This is a genomic window from Chelativorans sp. Marseille-P2723 (genome assembly GCF_902809845.1).
GTDB lineage: Bacteria > Pseudomonadota > Alphaproteobacteria > Rhizobiales > Rhizobiaceae > Chelativorans.
Genome location: NZ_CADDWI010000013.1, coordinates 747170 through 767456 on the forward strand (window position 1 = coordinate 747170; position 20287 = coordinate 767456).

Genomic DNA, 20287 nt, shown 5'->3' on the forward strand with positions numbered 1-20287 from the left:
GGCGCCCAGAATCGCTGATGCTCCGGTGCCGGGAATGGAAATCCTGTATGCTCTCCCCTCCGCGTCCTGGGCGCGTGGTGACATATTATGGTTGATCGCTGCAACCTGTTCAACGGGAACCGAACTTCGGGCCGATTTCAATAACCAATCTAGAACAACATTGCCCAGTGTAGCGAACTAAATGGCTGTCTTTATCGAACATTCGCGTTGATAGAAGGCGAGGAGCTGTCGGATTCATCTACCCTGCGATACTCCCAACGGAAAGAAGCGGGTACTCTCCGCGCCAAACTTTGGCCTATCTTGCCTTGCCGGGGAGGTCGTAAAAAGCGGAGTTCTACATGATGGAATTGAAAAAGCAGGCGCAGCCTTCCTGAAGTCAGATGGCCTTGTTACACCGCCAGATAGATATCCAGTGCGGTGTTGCAGACTATCGGGGAAGGCAGACGAATAATGCGAATGAAGCTTTATGCAACACCAACATCGCCTTTCGTGCGCAAAGTCATGATTTGTGCCTACGAGCTCGATATCGCGGATCAGATCGAGCTGGAGCGATGCGATCTTCACCCGTTCAAGCGGCTTCCGCCATTGGTGAAGTTAAACCCTCTCGGTCAGGTTCCAACATTGGTCGATGATTGCGAGTCGTATTATGACAGTTCCGTAATTTGCGAACTGTTAAACATGCGTGCCGGCGGCAAGCTAATTCCGCAGGATGGCCGGGCACGGTTGAAGGTCTTGCGGGACCAGGCACTCGCGGACGGCCTCATGGATGCTGCCGTTCTCATTCGTCTTGAGACGCTGTTGCGTGATGAGGCTCATCGCTCTTCGCAGTGGATCGCCGCTCAGCACGCAAAGATCACCTCCGCGCTTGAAGCATTTGCATCAGGCATTTCATCGCGGGGGAGCACAGTCGACCTGGGCGCAATCACTTTGGCGACGGCGCTCGGCTATCTTGATTTCCGGTTGGCGGAAATCGGCTGGCGCACGGATCACCCAGGTCTGGCGCAGTGGTTCGCTTTCTGGGAGCAGCGCTCTTCCCATCGCGCGACCGCGGATCTTTGCTGACTGCCTAGGGGATATTGTCATGGATTTCCTTGCCGCGGATTTGTCAGAGGATCAAATCTACAAGCTGATGACGGGCCTGATCGTGCCGCGCCCCATAGCCTGGGTGACGACGCATGGCAGCGAGGGAACGGTCAACCTTGCACCTTTCAGCGCATTCACCTTCCTGTCGACCATTCCGCCGATCATTGGCATCAGCATCACCCGGCGCTCCAGCGGGCTGAAGGATACGTTGCGCAACGTGCAGCGAAATGGCGAGTTCGTCGTCAACATCGCCGATGAAAGCCTTGTGGAGGCGGTGCATGGCAGCTCTGCTGAATATCCGCCTGACATCAGTGAGCCAGAGCTTCTCGGTCTTGACTGCGCGGCTTCTCATGTCGTCGCCGTGCCGCGCATTGCTGCCGCGCCCGCCGCGATGGAGTGTCGATTGGAACGGATCATAGAATTTGGCGAAAAGGGAGCGGAACTCGTCGTTGGCCGCATCGTGCATTTTTACGTGCGCGATGATCTGGTTGTTGATGGCAAGATCGCAACCGACACCTTGCGACCGTTGGCACGTATCGCCGGCCCTCGCTATGCGCCTATAGGCCCTGTCGTCGAGATGACGCCGCTGCATGAGGGCTCGCGCCGCTATGCCGCCACCCACGATGAGCCGCAGGCGCATCGGCAAGCTTCGCAAACACCCTGAGCGGAGGAAGAAACACTATGTTTCACGATATCGAATATCGCGTCGAAGGGGCCGTCGCCCTCATTCTTCACGACCGTCCGGAAGCCCGCAACGCCGAGAGTAAACGTCTGCTGGATGAAATGGACAGCGCGCTCGCGAAGGCAGTAGCGGACCCGGATGTCCGCGCCATCATCATCGGCGGAAATGGCCCCCATTTTTCGGCGGGCCATGATTTGAAGGAAGCGCAACGCGAGCGCCAGAATTTCACGGTTGAAGAGCGCTGGGCGTATGAAGAGCGGCGCTATTTCGACTACGCGTTAAGGATCTGGGACTGCCCCAAGCCCACAATCGCGCGTGTCCAGGGTGCGTGCGTCGCCGGTGGATTCATGGTGGCGAACATGTGCGATCTGCTCGTGGCCTCTGATGATGCCTTCTTCGCCGACCCGGTGGTGCGGACCCTGTCCGCGGCTGCTGTGGAAGTGCTGGTACACCCGTGGGTGATGGGGCTGCGCAGCGCCAAGGAGTTTCTTTTCACGGGCGAACGCATGACCGCAGAGCAAGCGCATGCAATTGGCATGGTCAACAGGGTTGTTGCCCGTGAGACGCTTGAGGATGAAACCATGGCGCTGGCGCAAAAAATTGCCGAAACTCCGCCTTTCGCTTTGAGGCTGGTCAAGCGTTCGCTTAACCGCAGCTTCGACGCGCAGGGATTCCGCACCGCCCTTTCGGCTCATTTCGATCTGCATCAGCTTTCCCACGTAAGTGATGAGTTCGCCCGCAATCGCGGATCAGGTCTTGCCGAGGCAATTGAGCGGGCAAAGGGATAAGCATGGTGAGGGCAGACATGGTGCGGGGGCCGGATTTCCTGCGGGCGGCTTCGGATGCAGAGTTTCGCATTGGCTTGTGTGAGTGGCTGGCGCGGGAGCTTCCGGCGTTGGCGGCCGGACGTGGCCCGGCAGCAATGAATTCGATTGAGTTCCGGCTCGCCTGGGAGAACCATATCTGCAAGGCAGGATTGTCGGGGCTCGGCTGGCCGCGTGAGGTGGGAGGGCATGCCCTGTCGCTTTCACGACAGGCAATCTATCATGAGGAGGTGGCTCGCGCCGGCGCCCCGCTCCCCGTCAATATGATCGCGCATGGCATTGTCGCTCCAACGCTGATCGCGTTTGGCTCGGCAGAGCAGAAGCGGCGTTATCTGCCACGCATTCTCGACAATTCCGAAATCTGGTGTCAGGGATATTCCGAACCGGATGCGGGTTCTGATCTTGCCGCCTTGGCGCTCCGGGCTGAGCGACGCGGCGATGTCTATCTCTTGAACGGGCAAAAGATCTGGACCAGCTTCGCCCACCTTTCCGACTACTGTCTTTTGCTTGCGCGCACCGGGCAGGGAAGTTCGCCTCGCACCGGTATTTCCGTTATGCTGACGGACATGAAACTGCCCGGAATAAGCGTACGGCCGATCCGGCAGATTACCGGCGAGGCAGACTTTAACGAGGTGTTTTTCGACAATGTCGAAGTGCCCGCAACTGCGCTGCTGGGTAAGGAGAACGAAGGCTGGCGCTTGGCAATGGCTGCGGCGAATTACGAGCGCAGCACCTATTTCGTTCCCCGCGTCGTCAGATTGCAGTCCGAACTTGAGCAGTTGATCAGGCTGGCTTCACGGACGTATCGACACGGGTGTGCTGTCATTGACAAGCCGTCAGTGCGTGAAGAGTTGACAAGACTTTGTATCAACGCGCATGCCCTGCGGCTCTTTGCTGACAAGATCCTTGCCGATTCCGAGGCAGGGGAAGCGTCAGGCGTCGACAGTTCAGCGATCAAGCTTCTTTGGAGTGAAAACCACCAGCGTCTTTTCAATCTGGCGATGGAGGTGCTGGGGCCAGAGGCAGCGCTTGGTCCGCAGGAACTGAATAGTCCGGATGAAGGACGCTGGGTTCGTGAGTATCTGTGGACGCGGGCTGAGACGATCCTCGCCGGAACTTCAGAGGTCCATCGTAATATTATCGCCGAGCGTGGACTGGGATTGCCAAGATGAGCAGACAGCGATCGACACCGTTTTTTGATGCCGACCTTCGAGACGGGGTCGCTGCGGCTCTGGAAGACTGCATGCAAAAAACCAAAAACATGGATGCCAGAGCCATGCAGGAGGCACATTGGCGTCTTGCCGCCGATATGGGCTGGCTGGGCGCGATGGTGACGGAAGAGCAGGGCGGGCTGGAGCTCGGGCGGGCTTTTGCCGCTGATCTTTGCGCAGAGGCTGGGCGGGCCTTGTTTTGCGGCCCGTTGCTGGAAACCGCGATCCTGTTGCCGGCCCTGGCTGCCGAGTGTTCATCGCTGCTACCCTTGCTGAATGGAGTGGTGGCGGGAGACGTCAGGCTGGGACTGGCCGAGGAATGCAGTGGACAGGTGCTTGTTCAGTATGCTGACGCGGCCACACATATCGCAGTTCTGAATTGCAGCACAGACACACTTTCGGTGACATTCGCGCCTTCAACAGCGTTTCGCTGCGTTATGCTGCAGCCGCTCGATCCACGCTCCAGCGTGGCATGCGCGGAACTGATCGATCCAGACGTGGCCGAGCATATACCTCTTCAGCGGGAAGCAGCGGACCGCGTTCTTCATGCCTTATACATGGCGCAAGCAGCGGACCTGTGGGGCATCGCCGAAGCAGCGCTTCTTGCGACGGTGAGCTACGTGGTGGAAAGACGCCAATTCGGTCGGCCTATCGGGCAATTCCAGGGGGTAAAGCATCGGCTTGCGGACATCCACACGGCTGTTGACGCAGCCAGGCTTGCTATTGCCACTACCGTTGATGACGCCGCCGGTGCCCATGAAGCGGCGATTGCACGGATTTTGGCCTGCGATGCAGCTCTTGCCGCGAGCGGAGCGGCGATTCAGTACCATGGTGGCCTAGGGTTTTCCTGGGAGGCTGACCTGCATCTATACCTAAAACGGGCATTGCGGCTCAACGCAAGCACAGGAGGCACAGCGGCGCTGCGTTCCACTGTCGGTGAGCGCATTATAATGCGAGCGCTGGAAGCGGACGCTGCCTGAACGAGTGGCATCCGGTTCCCGCCGGATCCGAGGCTGCCGGAGTGTTAGCCGGGTTGGAGCGGGTCGCGTTGCTCGCCTCGCTCTAAGCGCTTTACAATGTTGTAAGCACCCCTTTCTTGTCCCCGAAACAGCTACCCGTTTCAGGAGAGGATGAGAAGGATAAATAGATACCAATATGCGCCCCGGTTCGTTCCTGGTCAAAAACACTCCTATGAAACCGAAGTGGCATGGGTGAGCACAAGTTCGCGCATTCTAGCGACGACCTCCGCCCGCCGGTTGGGGGTAAAGTCGCTGGTGCTGACGGCGCCGGCAATGGCAAGATCGGGAATCCCATTAGACGTGGGGATAGCCATACCGAAGCCGATTATACCCGGTGTAACGGGACTGCGGCGTATGACATGACCGTCACGTCTTGCTGCGTCTAGATGGTCGCGGAAGCTTGCACCGGTCGTCCGAACGAACCGCTTGTAGATCATCTGGTTGGCAGCAATGATCATTTCTGCTTTGTCGGCGGGCATGGCCGCGAGAAGAACCATGCCGCCGACGCCGACCCCCAGCGGTAACCTGTCGCCAATGGCAAGCGTCGTAAGCGGCCCTGTCGCATGGGAGTCAATTCTGTCGATACAAAGACTATCGAGTGCACTGCGCATCAGAAGATAGCCGACAGCACCTGTTTCTCGTGCCAGCCGCTCGACGAGATCGCGATGGCGTTCCGCAATTTCGCGTGTAAGGTTTGGCGCAAGTCCCAACTCCCTCGCAAACGGACCAATGGAATATCGGTTTCCGCTACCTTCTTGCGCAATCAGCCCATGTTGGACGAGGCGCTTGAGGATACGACGCGCAGTGGGTGGCGGTAGACCTGATTCCTTCGCCAGGTCAGTTAGCCTTGCGCCCTGAGGGCGGAAAGTTGCAACGAGGCGTAGCAGGACCATCATGCGGTCGATCATCTGCGTGCCCTGAACGTTAGATGTTTGGTAGCCCTCCATGTTCCCCTCCATCTGGCGCTGTCAGGCGAGCGTACTTGCTTGATAGCGGCGGCCTCGGGCTAGAATGTTCCTTCCCCACCGGCGATCCGAACTGAACCGCCGACCGTTTATAGTACACAGTGTCGAAAAATCGATGTCAACGTCGAATTGTCGCGATTGCCATGGCGCCCTGAAGCAGGCATGCCGTGTCCTAATCCATTGCGCTAAAATAACTTCTCGCCCCATGCCGCGGGTTCCACAATGTGGAGACAAAAAGCAGCTTTGAGGACGTCGGGCTGTTCTCAGGCCGGCGGGAAGCCAATATAGAGAGTGTCCGGGCAGTATACATCCGCTGACGCCTGATTATCGGGGAGGATTTTTCATGCGCTTGCTCACAATGATGAAAACCATGCTTTGCGCTACAGGGATCACGCTTGGAGCAATAACCATGCCGGCTTCTTCCGCCAGTTTCGAGGAAGTGCTCGAAGGCGCGAAAAAGGAAGGGAAGCTGTTCGTTCTTGTTTCCAGTCCTGGTAAGCCCGAAACTCACCAAGCTTTAGCAAAGGCATTCAATGAACGATTTGGCCTTTCGATCCAGGTCGAATGGACGGCGACAAATCCCGTCCAGACGGGGTCCAAGCTTATCGCGGAACAGGGTGGCGCCGGCTTTGTCGATGTTATTGGCGCGGGAGGCAATCAGGAAATGGCCGTGCTGGTGGAGCGCGGAATCCTCAAGCCGTGGCCGTGGGCTGACGTCTTCTCAGACGAACTGCCGGAAATCTCGGCGGCGATCGATCCTGTTATTGACGATCTAAAAGGTACGGGCCTTCTCATCGCGCATAATATTTATGGCATGGCCTGGAACAAGGATCTAATTGCCGATGAGGATGTGCCCGACAGCTATGCCGATCTGCTGAAGCCGGAATGGGCTGGCCGGTTTGCTGTCAACGCCTTTTCATTGAACCCCGTGGACTACTATTCATTCGTCCTGGGCGAAGATGAGACGTTGCAGATGGCTCGCGACATCCTTGAGAACCAGCCGGTTCTTGAGCGTGGCACAGGTGCAGTTACGCGGGCGATTTCCGTCGGCCAGGCCGAGGTGGGAATTTCCTCTTTCCATCAAGCGGGGCGGGTCGACAATCTCGGCTTCAAGATGTTCTCGGATTACGTGCCGATAGGCGTCCTTCATGTCTATGTCCCTGAGACGGCGCCGAACCCGAACGCCGCTCGTCTATTCACGGCCTGGTTCGCGACGGAAGGCATGAAAATCGTCAACGAGCATGAGCCGATGCCACGTCTAGGAGATGGGTCATCGGCCGATGCCATGCTGGCGGCCGTTGAGAAGGGTGGCGGCAAGGTAATAGGTGAAATGTCGCTTGCCGACACAAATAGCGCGGCCGAGATGCGTAACAGGATCTCGGAAATAATGACCGAGTAAGCGCAACGCTACGCGCCCTCATGAAGCTGAGGGCGCTCAATGTCTGAGCGGCGTTTCACTCCCCGAAAAGCTGACTTTCCAGTGGTGCGGAGTTCCGTGGGCAGATCGATGCTGGCAATTGACAGTCTTTTAAAAACCTATCCCGGCCGCGGCGGGCGCGCCGCAACCAAGGCTCTGGACGGTGTTTCATTTACTGTCAAGGAAGGGGATTTCTTCACCCTTCTTGGTCCCAGCGGCTGTGGAAAAACGACAACACTGCAATGCATCGCAGGGCTGGAAGCTCCTGATGACGGTACTATCCGGATGGGCAGTGAAGTCGTATTCGGCAGTCGTGGCGGGGCGTTCGTGCCAGCCAACAGGCGTGGGCTGGGCATGGTGTTTCAGTCCTACGCAATCTGGCCGCATATGAGCGTCTTCGACAATGTCGCCTTTCCGCTGGTTTTTGGCGGAGTCAGGATGGCTGCGGCGTCGGTCAAAGCCGAGGTGATGCGGGCGCTGGAAATGGTGCAGCTCGGTCATCTCGCTGATCGGCCGGCGCCGATGCTGAGTGGTGGCCAACAACAGCGAGTAGCTCTAGCGCGAGCATTGGTGCGCCGGCCGCGCATATTGTTGCTTGATGAGCCGCTTTCCAATCTTGATGCCAAGTTGCGCGATACCATGCGCGCGGAAATCCGTGCCCTCGTCAAGTCGGTCGGTATAACCACTATCTTCGTTACGCATGACCAGACTGAAGCGATCGGAATGTCGGACCAGATTGTGCTGATGCGCGCAGGCCGGATCGTCCAGCAAGGTGGTCCGCGCGACATATACCTGCGACCTAACAGCGTGTTTACCGCTGACTTCATGGGGCGGAGCAATCTGATTGCCGGCAAGGCTGTCGTCGAACCTGGGGCACCCCTTCGCATAGACACAAAGCTAGGGGTGCTTGTTGCCGAGACAGATACGGAGTTTGCGCCGGGTGCTTCAGTCGTGGCAGTCGTACGACCCCAAGCGGTGCGTATCATGCCGAAGGCAAGCGGGAGCAACTCCATAAACAGTTTTGCCGCATGGATCGTCTCTCTGAATTTTCTCGGCGATCTCGTGGAGGCGGAAGTCGAAGCCGGGGGCGTGCGCATGGTTCTGATGCTGAACCCGTACGACACCTATGAGGAAGGGAGCGAGATCACGCTCCATATCCCGCCAGAAAACTGCGTTGCAGTGCCGGCCGATGATCGGGAAGCGGCGTCATGAGCATGGCGCTGAAGCATAGCGGCAGCGGACGGTTCATGCCTGCGTTCTCGCAGCAGAATGTCGTGCGCGGATTACTCCTGCTGTTCGTTTCCGCTCTGGTTCTGGGGCCAGTGCTCATTCTGATCCGTGCGTCGGTGTCTCCTGCCGGTGTGATGCCGCTGGAGACGAACCGTGTGAGTCTCGAGCATTTTCAGAACCTGCTGACCAGCGGCTCGACATGGCGTTTGATTGTCAACACCCTGCAATATGCGTTGGTTTCCATGAGCATCGGGGTAGGCATCGCGACCATTCTGGCATGGTTGACGGAGCGAACGGATATCCCCGGCCGTTTCGTGGTGCGGGTTCTGATGTTTTCGTGGATGGCAGTGCCGGCGCTGGTTGTGGGATTCGGCTGGATCCTTCTGCTCAATCCCGGCAATGGCCTGCTTAACGTGCTCTACCGAGAGCTTACCGGCATGCGGGGCTATTTGCTGCCGCTTTATTCATTCTGGACATTGTCGATTATCACTTCCTTTGCCGTTGTTCCTACGGCCTATGTGATGATCTCCGGCCTCCTGCGCAATATGGATCCGCAGTTGGAGAACGCGGCTAGGGTCCATGGCGGTTCGGGCACGACGGTGATCCGCAAGGTGACCCTTCCCCTTTTGGTGCCGGGCCTTTTCTCCGTTGGCATTTATATGTTCATGGCGGTAGTTCAGACCTTCGACCTGCCCCTCATCATCGGTGTCACCGCTCGTTATCCGGTTTTGTCGACGCGGGTCTATCTGCTGTCCTCACCCGAGAACGGGTTGCCCAACTATGGCTTTGCTGCTGCGTTCGGTGTCCTGCTGCTAGTCATCGCGTCTGGTCTGATGTGGGCTTATCTGCGCACAGTTAGCGCCGGGGAAAAATACCGTGTCGTCACAGGCAAGGCGTTCCGGCCAAGGCGCATTGAGCTGGGCTGGTGGAAGCCGGTAGCTATAGCTTTCGTCATCATTTACTGCCTCGTGATGGCGCTGCCATTGCTGATGCTGCTGTGGGTCAGCCTGAACACCTCGTTTGTGTTGCCAAGCTATGACGCGCTGCCGGGTCTCACTCTGGATGTTTACCGGCGGCTGCTTGCCAATCCGGTGATTTTGCGGGCGTCCGGAAATACCGTTATCCTGGTCACGGCCAGCGCGACAATCGTGATGGTGACCTCACTGCTAATCGGCTGGTTCACGACGCGCACTGGCAGTCGCCTTGGAAAGGCGCTCGACGCGCTTTCATTCGCGCCGATGGCTATTCCACCCATCGTTCTGGTTCTGGCGATCGTGCTAATTTACCTGCGTACGCCCGTTTACGGCACCATCTGGGTCATCGTCATTGCACATTCGACCGTGTTCCTTGCCTTTGGCGTGCGTTCGATGAGCAGTGCGCTGATCCAGGTCCACAGTGAATTGCCAAATGCCGCCATTGTCAGCGGCGCATCCTGGCTGACCTCCCTGCGCAAGGTGACGCTACCGCTCATATGGCCGCAATTTCTCAATGGCTGGCTGTGGGTATTCGCGCACAGCGCTCGTGATCTGACAGCACCGTTGATGCTGTTGTCGACAACCAATGTCGTTGCGGCCTCGGGGCTGTGGAATATGTGGCAGTTCCCTGATCTGCCTGGCGCGGCTGCATTGTCCGTCATGCTGATGGGATCGTTGCTGCTGGTTGTCCTTCCTTTCCAGATCTACGCCGCGCGGCGACTTGAAACGTGATGACCGGCCGGCTCCGGAGCCGGAACCGCTCAATCTGACAGGAAAGTTCAAGATGGAAAAACCGAACTTCTATTGGAAGTCGCTGGATTGGGAAGCGCTGACACGGGATTACCCGCCGCCCGGACTATTTGAGCAGACCGTCGGGAAAATGTCAGAAGACGAGATCCGAGCGCTTCAGAACGCTCGTTTCCTGGAGCGCGTCGCCGAGGCATGGCAATATCCGTTCTATCGTGACCGCTGGGTGGCCGCTGGTCTGGAGCCGGGCGATATAACAAGCCTTGGTGACATTGAGCGCATATCGCCCTTCACGACTGATGACCTGAAGGAAGCCTTTGTCCGGCAACCGCCCTTCGGCGATCATCAGCCCAGCTCGGAAGACTATTTCAGGGATGCACATGTGCGCATTCTCACCAGTGGCGGCACGACAGGCCTGCCGCGTGTAACGCTCTTCGATTCACGCTCCCTTGAGATTCAAGGAATCCAGAGCGCGCGTGGGTTCTGGGCGCAGGGACTGCGGCCATCCGACATCATCCAGATCACCTACACCAATTCTCTGGCCAATGCGGCCTGGTGCACGTTGAACGGCGCCTTTCACTGGATAGGCGCAATACCGATGACGACGGGATCAGGCTTGGTGACGTCAAGCGCGCGCCAGCTCCAATATGCAGCCGCATGGGGCACCACAGCCTGGTTTACACGGGCGGAATATCTGGCGCGCCTGGCTGAAGTGGCAGTCGAGACAGGGTTTGACCTTCACGGCCTCAGGACAAGGCATATCCACTCGCATATCGGACCGGACGCCAATGGTACGCGGCGGCGAGCGCTGGAAGAAGCATGGAATGCTCCAGTTTATGACAATTACGGCACACATGAGATCGGAGCGATAGCTTTCGAATGTCGTGAGAAATCGGGCATGCATATCAGTGAGGACACGGTCTATGTCGAAATTGCAGACATTGAGACCGGCCAGCTTCTGGGTCATGGCGAAACCGGGAACTTGATAGCGACAAGCCTTTACCGCAGCGTTCCACCGATCATCCGCTTCAATATGCGTGATCAGCTTGCAACGTTCCCGCGCGGGAAGTGCGGTTGCGGGCTTTGCACGCTGAAGCTGTCAAATTTCCGGGGTCGCAGCGACGAGATGGTGAAGCTGCGGGGCACCAATGTTTATCCGCTTGCCTGCACTGAAGCCATCGCCCGTGATCCACGCACCAACGGTGAATTCATCTGTGTCGTCTCCCATGAGGGCAGCGGCATCACGCAGCGCGAGAAATTCGTGGTCCGTATCGAGCGCCGCGGCCTCAGTGTCGACGCGCAGGCACTGCGATCAGACATGGACGCGGCCTTGCATCGCGACCTCGGGGTCCGTGTTGAAGTGGAAATCGTTGACCCGGGCACATTGGCCGAATTCACCGGCTTGGGCTTTCAAAACAAGACCAGGCGCCTGCTGGACCTGCGCAAGTGAAGGAAAAACCTGCCATGAGCAAACGCATAGATTTCGATGAAATGGTTGGGCTGGTCGAGCCGGGACACCTTGTTGGCTTTGGCGGCGGTGGTATCCAGCGCAAGCCAATGGCGGCAGCAGCGGCGATAGCCCGCTCCAATTTGCAACATATAGATGCCGCCTCTTTTCTTGGCGGTCCGGAAGTCGATCTGCTGATCGGCATGAAGAAGGTTCGCCGGCTGCATTTCGCATTTGTCGGCTTCGACATGTTCGGTTTAGCTCCCAATTTTCGCGCGGCGCGTCAGGCAGGTGAGCTCGAAATCGTCGAATACTCGGAAGGCCTGATGATGAGCGCGTTTGAGGCAGCCGCCAAGCGCCTGCCGTTTCTGCCCTCTCGCTTCGGCTTGGGAACCGACCTTCTTTCAACACCGACAACGCCATTTCGCGAAATGAAATGCCCGCTGAGCGGCGAAAAGCTTGTCGCAGTGCCAGCGCTTGCCCCCGACCTTGCCATCGTTCACGTCAACGAAGCCGACGAGCAGGGTAACGCGCTAATCCACAGCGACTCCTATGTCGACCTGCTGCTGATCCAAGCATCCAAAAAGGTAGTGCTGACAGCAGAGAAAATTGTCGAACGTATCTCGGGAGAGCGCAGGGCGCGCTCGACCTTCATCTCCCGGCTATGGGTTGACCATGTGGTGGAGGCGCCCTCCGGCGGCGGCTTCTCGGCCGTATTCCCGCAGCATCGCTTCAATATGTCAGCAATCCTGGAATACCAGAAAAACGCAACCGACCCGGCATGGCTCGCCGCCAAGGTAGGAGAATTGTAATGACTGAAGCCGGATTTGCTCTTGAAGAGCTCCTCATTGCCCGCATGGCGAAGGAATATCGCGGTGGGCGAATGGGGGTGGGCGCGACAATCCTCGCCGATTTGTCGGCGCGTTTAGCCAAAGCGCTTTATGTGCCAGACCTTTTCCTCACCACGATCTCGCGGGCAGCCGCGGATCCTCAAATCCACGCCAAGACCTTTTCCGACGAATGGGCTCTGGACGAAAGCGCGACGATGGCGCTCGGATGGGAGGAAATGTTCCGCCTGATCGCCCACCAGAAACTCCAGATCTGGATCGGCTCCGTTCAGATCGATCGCTTCGGTGGTTCCAATATCTCGGTGATCGGTGACTGGGAGCGTCCGCGCGCTCAGCTTATCGGCGCGCGTGGCATTCCGGACGATCTTTGGGGATGCGAGACACTAAACTACCATATCCGCAAGCACACACCCAAGAGCTTCGTTGAGAAGGTGGATTTCGTCTGCGGATTCGGGAAATCTCCAGACCTCGGGTCGGTTGGAGTGCAGCCAGCTGCACCGGGTGTTGTAATTTCGGATCTGGGCGTTTTCGATTTCAATGGTGCGGATGGCGCCATGCGGGTGGTTTCGTTGCATCCGGGTGTGGATTTCGCGAAAGTTCAGGAGATGACCGGGTTTGAGCTTGCCGATCCGGGTCCAGATGTACCCGTGACCGAAGCGCCGACTGCCGAAGAGTTGCATATCATCCGCAATGTCATTGATCCTTCCGGGATGAGACGGCTGGAAAGCAATGAGGCAACCCCGGCCCTGTTTAACGAATTGTGGGCGCGCGAACTGCAAAATTCAAAGGCGGGCGCGGATGCCAGCCGGAAGGCCGCCTCATGTTGATCGCAAACAATGTGACGACAAAACTGCACCCGGCGCTTGAGGTCGATACGCCTTCGGGTGCACGGATGCTGGCGCAGGCATTCGCCAGACATGGGGTGCGCTTTACCTTCGGGCAGAGCATCCCGTCTCTGTTCCACCTGGTGGCGCCTGACCACGGCATGGAGCAGATCGTCTATCGTACGGAAAATGCCGGTGGGGCCATGGCCGACGGTTATTCCCGCGCCAGCAATCGTATCGCGCTCGTCACCGCGCAAAACGGGCCCGCTGCTGCACTTCTTGTGGCGCCGCTCGCTGAGGCGCTGAAAGCTTCGGTGCCGGTTATCGCATTGGTGCAGGAGGTCTCGCCCCTGGCCGCGGACCGCAACGCATTTCAAGAGCTTGACCATGCGGCCTTATTCTCCGGCGTGGCTAAATGGGTACGCCGCATCGACCATGTGTCGCGCATAGACGACTATGTCGATATGGCTGTTTCCGTCTCTTCCGGAGGGCGGCCTGGACCGGCGGTGCTTCTCGTGCCTGCAAACCTTCTTTCCGCACCTGCCGCCAGTTCTAACCGCCAGACGAGCATGGGCACGTTCCCGCTTGATCGGCCGGTTCCCGATCCTCGGGCGATTGCCGAAGCCGCGACGCTTCTCGCTACTGCGCGACAGCCGCTGGTCATTGCCGGCGGCGGGGTTCACTTATCGCAGGCGCAGGAGGCGTTGGCAGACCTTCAGGAGCGTTTCCACCTGCCGGTGGCGACCACCTTGATGGGCAAGGGCGCCGTCGATGAAAGACACCCGCTATCGCTTGGTATAGTCGGCCATGTCATGGGTGAGGGCTCAAGGAGCGAAACGCTGCATGATTTCGTGCGTGGCGCCGATGTCATTCTGCTGGTCGGCAATCGCACGAATGAGAATGGCACCAGTCACTGGCGTCTTTATCCGAGTGATGCGACCTACCTGCATCTCGACATTGATGGGCTGGAGGTCGGGCGCAATTACGAAGCGCACCGACTGGTTGGCGATGCCCGAGCCGGTTTGCTCGCCTTGGCCGATGCGCTCGCCGGTCAAGATTGTGAACTGCGCAGAACTTCCCGTCCTGCTGTCGAGGCAGTGATCGCGGCGGCGCGCCGTCATTATCGTGCTGCGCTTGAGGCAAGGCTTGCGCGTAAAGCCACTCACATCCGGCCCGAATCAGTGATGGTTGAACTTGACACCTTGCTTTCGCCTGAAAGCATTGTTGTTTCAGACGCTAGCTATGCCTCGGTCTGGACCGCCAACTATCTGACCGCGCAAAGGCCCGGAATGAGGTTTTTGTCACCGCGCGGACTTGCTGGGCTAGGCTGGGGGTTGCCGATGGCAATTGGCGCCAAGATCGCATGTCCGGAAAGCGACGTTATTTGCGTAACCGGTGATGGCGGCTTCGCCCATTGCTGGGCGGAACTGGAAACCGCCGTCCGGCAGCGACTGAAAATACCAGTACTCGTGCTCAACAATCAGATTCTGGGTTATCAGAAAGACGCCGAAGATGCGCTTTTCGGCGCCCATACCGAAGCCTGCACCTTTGAACCGGTCGATCATGCCGCGCTTGCCCGCGCCTGTGGCGCAGAAGGCATCCGTGTCAGCAGCGACGCAGAAATAAGCGGGGCGCTGAAGCAGGCACTATCCCAAGATGGGCCGACCGTCATCGATATCATCACGGATCCCGCTGCAAGGCCGCCGCTTACTTTCTATCGGGGCCGGTTTGTGGATGCCTGATCTGCTGCAAGGAAAGAGCATTCCATGAAAGAAGCTGCAATTGTTTCAGTCGCCCGCACTCCGGTGGCCCGAGCCTTCAGGGGAGCCTACAACGATACCCATGCCGCCGATCTCGCGGGGCACGTTGTAGGGGAGGCCGTCAAACGAGCGGGTGTCGATCCCGAGCAAGTCGAAGAAGTGATTCTTGGTTGTGCGATGCAGGAAGGCACCACGGGCTACAATATTTCCCGACAGGCGGCGATCCGTGCCGGGCTTTCTGTCAGTGTAAGCGCGGCAACGATCAATCGATTTTGTGCATCAGGGCTGCATGCGCTGGCCATCGCGGCACAGGCTGTTCAGACAGGCGAAATCGAAGTCGCCGTGGCCGGCGGAATCGAATCCATCAGCCTTGTCCAGACGCCGGAGAAGAATAACAGCCGGCGTGAAAATCCATGGATAATGCAGCATAAGCCAGCGATATACATGCCGATGCTGCAAACCGCCGAGAATGTAGCGCAGCGCTACAACATCTCGCGCGAGGCTCAGGATGCTTACGCAGCCGAAAGCCATCAGCGTACCGCGCGCGCGCATTCTGCCGGCTTCTTTGCGGCCGAGCTTGTCCCTCTGGAGACCACGAAGCGCATCGAAGATCGCGAGACCGGCGAAATACGCTTCGAGACCGTATTGCTTTCGCATGACGAAGGCGTGCGGCCAAACAGCACTCCTCAAACCCTTGCAAAATTGTCGCCGGTCCTGTCGCCGGAAGGCACGATTACCGCCGGAAACGCCTCGCAGTTTTCCGACGGAGCGGCAGCTCTAGTGGTCATGGACGCGGATCTTGCCGCGCGTCGGGGTTTGAAGCCGCTGGCGATATTTCGAGGCTTTGCCTCTGCTGGATGCGAACCGGACGAGATGGGAGTTGGCCCAGTTTATGCCGTGCCGAAACTTTTGCGCCGATTCGGACTTAACGTTGCCGACATCGGACTATGGGAGCTTAACGAAGCCTTCGCCTCGCAGGTACTCTATTGCCGTGACCAACTAGGCATCGATCCGCAGCGCTTTAATGTCAATGGCGGGGCAATTGCCGTTGGTCATCCCTACGGAATGAGCGGCGCACGGCTGGCGATTCATGCCATTTGCGAGGCTTCTCGACGGAAAGAAAAAACCGCGGTAATGACCATGTGTGTCGGTGCGGGGATGGGGGCTGCCGGACTTCTCGAGATAGTCTGAATATAAGGAATTTGACTCGATTGAGTAAAACCACAACGCTGAACGGACAAGTAGACAAGAAAAGCCAAGCGGGTGGAAAGCAGACGCGCCAGGCGGCGGGTAAACGCAGGCCCGCCGCTAATACCCGTCGCGCATTGATGCGCGAAAAAATGCTCGAGAAAGCAGCGGAATTATTCTACGCAAATGGTTTTGGCAAGACGAGCATCAATGACATAGCAGACTCGCTGACGCTGAAACGCTCTTCCCTCTACCATTACTTTCCGAATAAAGAAGCAATCCTGCGAGAACTGTTCGTTGAGGAATTCGAACGACGTATATCGGAACTTCAATCTCTTTTTGACCGTGATGATCTAAGCGCTACGGAACGGCTTGAGCTTGCTGTAGAGGGAGCCATTACCCAGCGGCTGCGGGGCGGAGGAAGATTCCTGGTTTTCGACAGGCTCGAACCGGAAGTTCCGGATGAACTAAGGAAAAATTACAATCGCGGCAGGCGCCAGATACTCGATCTCTATACAGGTTTGGTCGAGGATGGCATCCGGGTGGGTGAATTTCGCCCAGTGGATCCTCAACTCACCGCTTTTGCCATGATCGGGATGTCGAACTGGACGGCCCTATGGTATTCGCCGTCAGGTCGTATGAAGCCCAGAGAAATCGCACGCAGCCTTACCAACCTTCTGGTCCATGGTATCAGCCAGCATACCAAAGATACCAAAGCTGCCCTAGCTGACGAGATTCACTCGATTATCGATGGGATGCGTCGTGATATGGAGCAGCTAACAAACTTGATCAAGAATAAGTGAACTGCACGCGACGCCGGTGAACGGAAGCATCCTGCCGCAAACCGGCCTAGAGGCATCCTCCCAGCGCTAGCTAGTATTGGACAGCAGGAATATCCGACGGCAAGACTGGCAGAGGGGAACTGCAGGCGCATGTTACGTTCGCTTCTGCATCATATGCAGCATCCGATACCGTATAGGATCGCGGCGCAAAGTATAGATTCTCAAAGAGTTGCTGCTGAGCGATCTATAGGAAAAAGCGTTTGCGTCCATGATCCTGCTCGTGCGCTTGGAAAGCACCTCGGCCATTCTTAATGCGCACGGCGACCTGCTGCCGGCGAACATGATCTTTGTGGTGCGTTCTCGATAATCGGTTGGTCCCCGCCTCCAGGACCCGAAGGAAGAAGCCGTCGAGAGTCCCGTTTTCCTGAACCGCCGCTGCATTGGTGAGTCTTACTCAAGTCACCCAGTTCGCTGTTGACATTACGCTGCCCGTAATAGCATTATTCTAACCATAACCATGGAGGCCGAGGTGCAGGCGTTGCTTGCGGGGGTTCGTGTCCTTGATCTGACCAATGTCCTGGCCGGGCCGATCTGCTGCTATCAACTGGCTCAGCTAGGGGCTGAGGTAATCAAGGTCGAGGAACCGCGAAGCGGCGATCTTGCCCGCCAATTGGGAGCGGACCCGGCTCTCAATGCCAGAGGCATGGGCATATCCTTCCTTGCGCAGAACGCCGGGAAGAAGTCGGTGACCCTCAATCTGAAGACGCAACTGGGCAAGGAACTTTTCCTCAAGCTGGCCGAAACCGCCAATGTTGTGGTCGAGAATTTCCGGCCGGGCGTGATGGAGCGGCTCGGCCTGTCGGCAAAGACCCTGCAAGAGCGCAATCGCTCCCTTGTTTATTGCGCCATCAGCGGCTTCGGTCAGGACGGCCCGCTGCGGAACAACCCTGCTTACGACCAGATCATCCAAGGACTTTCCGGGGTCATGAGCGTCACCGGCACACCTGAAACCGCGCCCTTGCGCGTCGGTTATCCCGTTGCCGATACCATGGGCGGCATCACCGCCGCCTTCGCCATCACAGCGGCCCTGTTCCGCCAGATGCGCAGCGGAGACGGCGAAATCATCGACGTGTCGATGCTTGAGGCGACGCTGGTCTCGATGGGCTGGAATGTCTCCAACTATCTGATCGGCGGCGTGGAACCACAACCGATGGGCAACGAGAACATGACCGCCGCGCCATCTGGCGCCTTCCAGACCAAGGATGGGCTTCTCAATATCGCTGCCAACCGCCAGATCCAGTTCGAGAAGCTGTGCAAGCTTCTCAACCGCCCGGATCTCAAGTCGGACCCTCGCTTTGCCGAACCGGAGGCGCGCAAGGTCAATCGAATGGCCCTCAAGGGGGAACTAGAGACGGCATTGCGCAGCCGCAGCGCTGCGGAATGGTCCGAGCTCTTCAACAGCCATGGCATCCCCGCCGGAGAAGTGCTCTCTGTGCCGCAGGCTCTGGATCATCCCCAGATCGTCCATCGTGACTTCGTGAAGACCTTCAGCCCCGTTCCGGGAGTAGACCGGCCAGTTCGTGTCAGCCGCGCAGGTTTTCGGCTCGCCAGCGGCGATCCAGGTCCCGCCTCGCCGCCGCCCGCCCTCGGCCAGCACAATGCCGAAATTCTCGGTCCACTGCTCCCGGAGGGTGTAAGCCTGGCTGAACTTGAGGCAGAGACGGCATGAGCAGCTACGGAGTAGAGGCGGTGGAGCGAGCCCTGCAATTGCTCGATGCCTTTGATAACGGGCAGGAGGCATTCGAGTTGCGGGAACTGGCTGCCCGCACGGGCTTCAACAAGCCCATGATCATGCGGCTTGCCGCCTCGCTGGAGCGTTTCGGTTACCTCCGTCGGGACGCGCAGGGACGCTACCTTCTGGGGCCTAGCCTATGGCGCCTCGGGTCCCGCTATCGCCGCAACTTTTCGATCGAGGGTGCGATCAAGCCTGTTCTGGAAAGCATGGTTGCGCGCACCGAGGAGACGGCCGCCTTCTACGTGCGCGCTGGAGACCGGCGCATGTGCCTCTACCGACAGAATTCTCTTCGGCGCGCCCGGCATCATGTCGAGATCGGCGATCATTTTCCGCTTGATGCCGGTGCCGCGGGCCATCTCATCCTCGCCTTTACCGGTGCCCGCGGTTCTCTTTACGAGCAGATCCGAACCCGGGGCTATCACTTTTCGCATGGCGAGCGCGACCCGGATGTAAGCGGCATTGCCGCCCCTGTTTTTCGCGACGGAGGCGAATTTCTCGGCGCGCTCATCACCTCGGGTCTGCGCACGCGGATAGAACCTTTGCTGGACAAGCTTCTTCCGATTACCATTGATGCCGCTCGAACCGCGTCAAGGTCGCTTGGTTACATGCCGGCCAAAGAGGATGCATACGCATGAATGACGGCCGGAAGCTTGCGGAGGATTGGTGGACGACGTCCATCATCAAGATGCATCCAGGCAGCATACGCGTTCGCGGCTATGCCATTGAGGAACTGATCGGACGTATAGGCTTCATCGAAATGATCTGGCTGATGCTGCGCGGCGAGCTGCCGGAGGCCGGCCAGGCGCGGCTGCTTGAAGCCGCAATAGTCGCTGGCGTGGATCATGGTCCGCAGGCTCCCTCGATTGCTGTGGCGCGCATGGCCATTACCTGCGGCATCGGCATCAATGGTGCCATGGCTTCCGCCATCAATACGCTTGACAATGTGCATGGCGGCGCGGGCGAGCAGGCGGTCCAGCTCTATCATCAGATTGCCGCGCAGGCGGTAAGCAAACCGCTGGTGGAAGCTGTCGCCTTTGTTCTGGAAGAGCGTCGTCTTTCCGGTGAAAAATATGTGCCCGGCTTCGGCCACCGCTTTCATCCGGTCGATCCTCGCGCGCCGCGGCTTTTGGAGCTTGTTGAAAGGGCTGTCGCTGACGGGATCGTTGAGGGTCGTTTTGCTGCTATCGGCCTGGCCGTGCAAGCTGCACTGGAAACTGCCAAGGGCCGTGCCATACCCATGAACATCGACGGGGCGACAGCGGTGGTCTACGCCGAGCTGGGCTTTCCGCCGGCTTTATGCCGCGGGCTGTTCGTGCTCTCGCGATCAGTTGGGATTCTGGCGCACGCATATGAGGAAAGTCTTTCCGGAAAGCGCAACAAGGGGCCGATTCCGCGTGAATGGCTATGGTCCTATGACGGCGCTGCGGATCGGGATTTCGCCGCCCCGAAGCAAAGGCGGCGGAATGGGGCGCCGAGCCCCTGATTGTGCAA

Annotated in this window: 18 protein-coding genes; 17 read left to right on the top strand and 1 reads right to left on the bottom strand. The window is 58.3% G+C overall.

Annotated features, from left to right (window positions below):
* The first annotated feature begins 456 nt into the window (after positions 1 to 456).
* Genes HUS57_RS14950 through HUS57_RS14970 form a run of 5 tightly spaced genes read left to right on the top strand, consistent with a single transcriptional unit; the run spans position 457 to position 4780 of the window.
* Positions 457 to 1062: a glutathione S-transferase N-terminal domain-containing protein gene (locus HUS57_RS14950; RefSeq protein ID WP_173934687.1), complete on the top strand. Its 606-nt coding sequence runs from the start codon at positions 457 to 459 to the stop codon at positions 1060 to 1062.
* Positions 1063 to 1081: 19 nt separating this feature from the next.
* The gene (locus HUS57_RS14955) at positions 1082 to 1747 is read left to right on the top strand and encodes a flavin reductase family protein (RefSeq protein ID WP_173934688.1); all 666 of its coding nucleotides are present in this window, start codon (positions 1082 to 1084) and stop codon (positions 1745 to 1747) included.
* A gap of 17 nt (positions 1748 to 1764) precedes the next feature.
* Complete coding sequence (locus HUS57_RS14960; protein ID WP_173934689.1) at positions 1765 to 2553, top strand: enoyl-CoA hydratase; 789 nt, start codon at positions 1765 to 1767, stop codon at positions 2551 to 2553.
* Between the two features lie 2 nt (positions 2554 to 2555).
* The gene (locus HUS57_RS14965; RefSeq protein WP_210256085.1) at positions 2556 to 3761 is read left to right on the top strand and encodes an acyl-CoA dehydrogenase family protein; all 1206 of its coding nucleotides are present in this window, start codon (positions 2556 to 2558) and stop codon (positions 3759 to 3761) included.
* On the top strand, positions 3758 to 4780 hold the full coding sequence (locus HUS57_RS14970) for an acyl-CoA dehydrogenase family protein (RefSeq protein WP_281409299.1): 1023 nt from the start codon (positions 3758 to 3760) through the stop codon (positions 4778 to 4780). Before HUS57_RS14965 ends, HUS57_RS14970 begins: the two co-directional genes overlap by 4 nt.
* A 209-nt stretch (positions 4781 to 4989) precedes the next feature.
* On the opposite strand, the gene HUS57_RS14975 is transcribed toward HUS57_RS14970, so the two are convergent.
* Positions 4990 to 5766 (bottom strand): IclR family transcriptional regulator, encoded by a 777-nt coding sequence (locus HUS57_RS14975; protein ID WP_173934691.1) that lies wholly within the window; start codon positions 5764 to 5766, stop codon positions 4990 to 4992.
* A 361-nt stretch (positions 5767 to 6127) separates the two neighbouring features.
* Between HUS57_RS14975 and HUS57_RS14980 the strand changes: the two genes are divergently transcribed.
* From HUS57_RS14980 to HUS57_RS15035, 12 genes are all read left to right on the top strand, one after another.
* Positions 6128 to 7183 carry an extracellular solute-binding protein gene (locus tag HUS57_RS14980; protein ID WP_173934692.1) on the top strand — a complete coding sequence of 352 codons (1056 nt, stop codon included), beginning with the start codon at positions 6128 to 6130 and terminating at the stop codon, positions 7181 to 7183.
* A 96-nt stretch (positions 7184 to 7279) separates the two neighbouring features.
* The gene (locus tag HUS57_RS14985; protein ID WP_173934693.1) at positions 7280 to 8413 is read left to right on the top strand and encodes an ABC transporter ATP-binding protein; all 1134 of its coding nucleotides are present in this window, start codon (positions 7280 to 7282) and stop codon (positions 8411 to 8413) included.
* Positions 8410 to 10137 (top strand): iron ABC transporter permease, encoded by a 1728-nt coding sequence (locus tag HUS57_RS14990; protein ID WP_173934694.1) that lies wholly within the window; start codon positions 8410 to 8412, stop codon positions 10135 to 10137. Before HUS57_RS14985 ends, HUS57_RS14990 begins: the two co-directional genes overlap by 4 nt.
* A 52-nt stretch (positions 10138 to 10189) precedes the next feature.
* Complete coding sequence (locus HUS57_RS14995) at positions 10190 to 11602, top strand: hypothetical protein (RefSeq protein ID WP_173934695.1); 1413 nt, start codon at positions 10190 to 10192, stop codon at positions 11600 to 11602.
* Positions 11603 to 11616: 14 nt separating this feature from the next.
* On the top strand, positions 11617 to 12411 hold the full coding sequence (locus HUS57_RS15000; RefSeq protein ID WP_173934696.1) for a CoA transferase subunit A: 795 nt from the start codon (positions 11617 to 11619) through the stop codon (positions 12409 to 12411).
* Positions 12411 to 13274 carry a CoA-transferase gene (locus tag HUS57_RS15005; protein ID WP_173934697.1) on the top strand — a complete coding sequence of 288 codons (864 nt, stop codon included), beginning with the start codon at positions 12411 to 12413 and terminating at the stop codon, positions 13272 to 13274. The genes HUS57_RS15000 and HUS57_RS15005 overlap by 1 nt, the downstream gene beginning before the upstream one ends.
* On the top strand, positions 13268 to 15013 hold the full coding sequence (locus HUS57_RS15010; protein WP_173934698.1) for an acetolactate synthase catalytic subunit: 1746 nt from the start codon (positions 13268 to 13270) through the stop codon (positions 15011 to 15013). Before HUS57_RS15005 ends, HUS57_RS15010 begins: the two co-directional genes overlap by 7 nt.
* A 24-nt stretch (positions 15014 to 15037) precedes the next feature.
* Positions 15038 to 16222 (top strand): acetyl-CoA C-acyltransferase, encoded by a 1185-nt coding sequence (locus HUS57_RS15015; protein WP_173934699.1) that lies wholly within the window; start codon positions 15038 to 15040, stop codon positions 16220 to 16222.
* 20 nt (positions 16223 to 16242) lie between these two features.
* Positions 16243 to 17022: a TetR family transcriptional regulator gene (locus HUS57_RS15020; protein WP_173934700.1), complete on the top strand. Its 780-nt coding sequence runs from the start codon at positions 16243 to 16245 to the stop codon at positions 17020 to 17022.
* 508 nt (positions 17023 to 17530) lie between these two features.
* Complete coding sequence (locus HUS57_RS15025) at positions 17531 to 18730, top strand: CoA transferase (RefSeq protein ID WP_173934701.1); 1200 nt, start codon at positions 17531 to 17533, stop codon at positions 18728 to 18730.
* Positions 18727 to 19431: an IclR family transcriptional regulator gene (locus HUS57_RS15030; RefSeq protein ID WP_173934702.1), complete on the top strand. Its 705-nt coding sequence runs from the start codon at positions 18727 to 18729 to the stop codon at positions 19429 to 19431. Before HUS57_RS15025 ends, HUS57_RS15030 begins: the two co-directional genes overlap by 4 nt.
* The gene (locus HUS57_RS15035; protein WP_173934703.1) at positions 19428 to 20279 is read left to right on the top strand and encodes a citryl-CoA lyase; all 852 of its coding nucleotides are present in this window, start codon (positions 19428 to 19430) and stop codon (positions 20277 to 20279) included. The genes HUS57_RS15030 and HUS57_RS15035 overlap by 4 nt, the downstream gene beginning before the upstream one ends.
* The last annotated feature ends 8 nt before the right edge of the window (positions 20280 to 20287 follow it).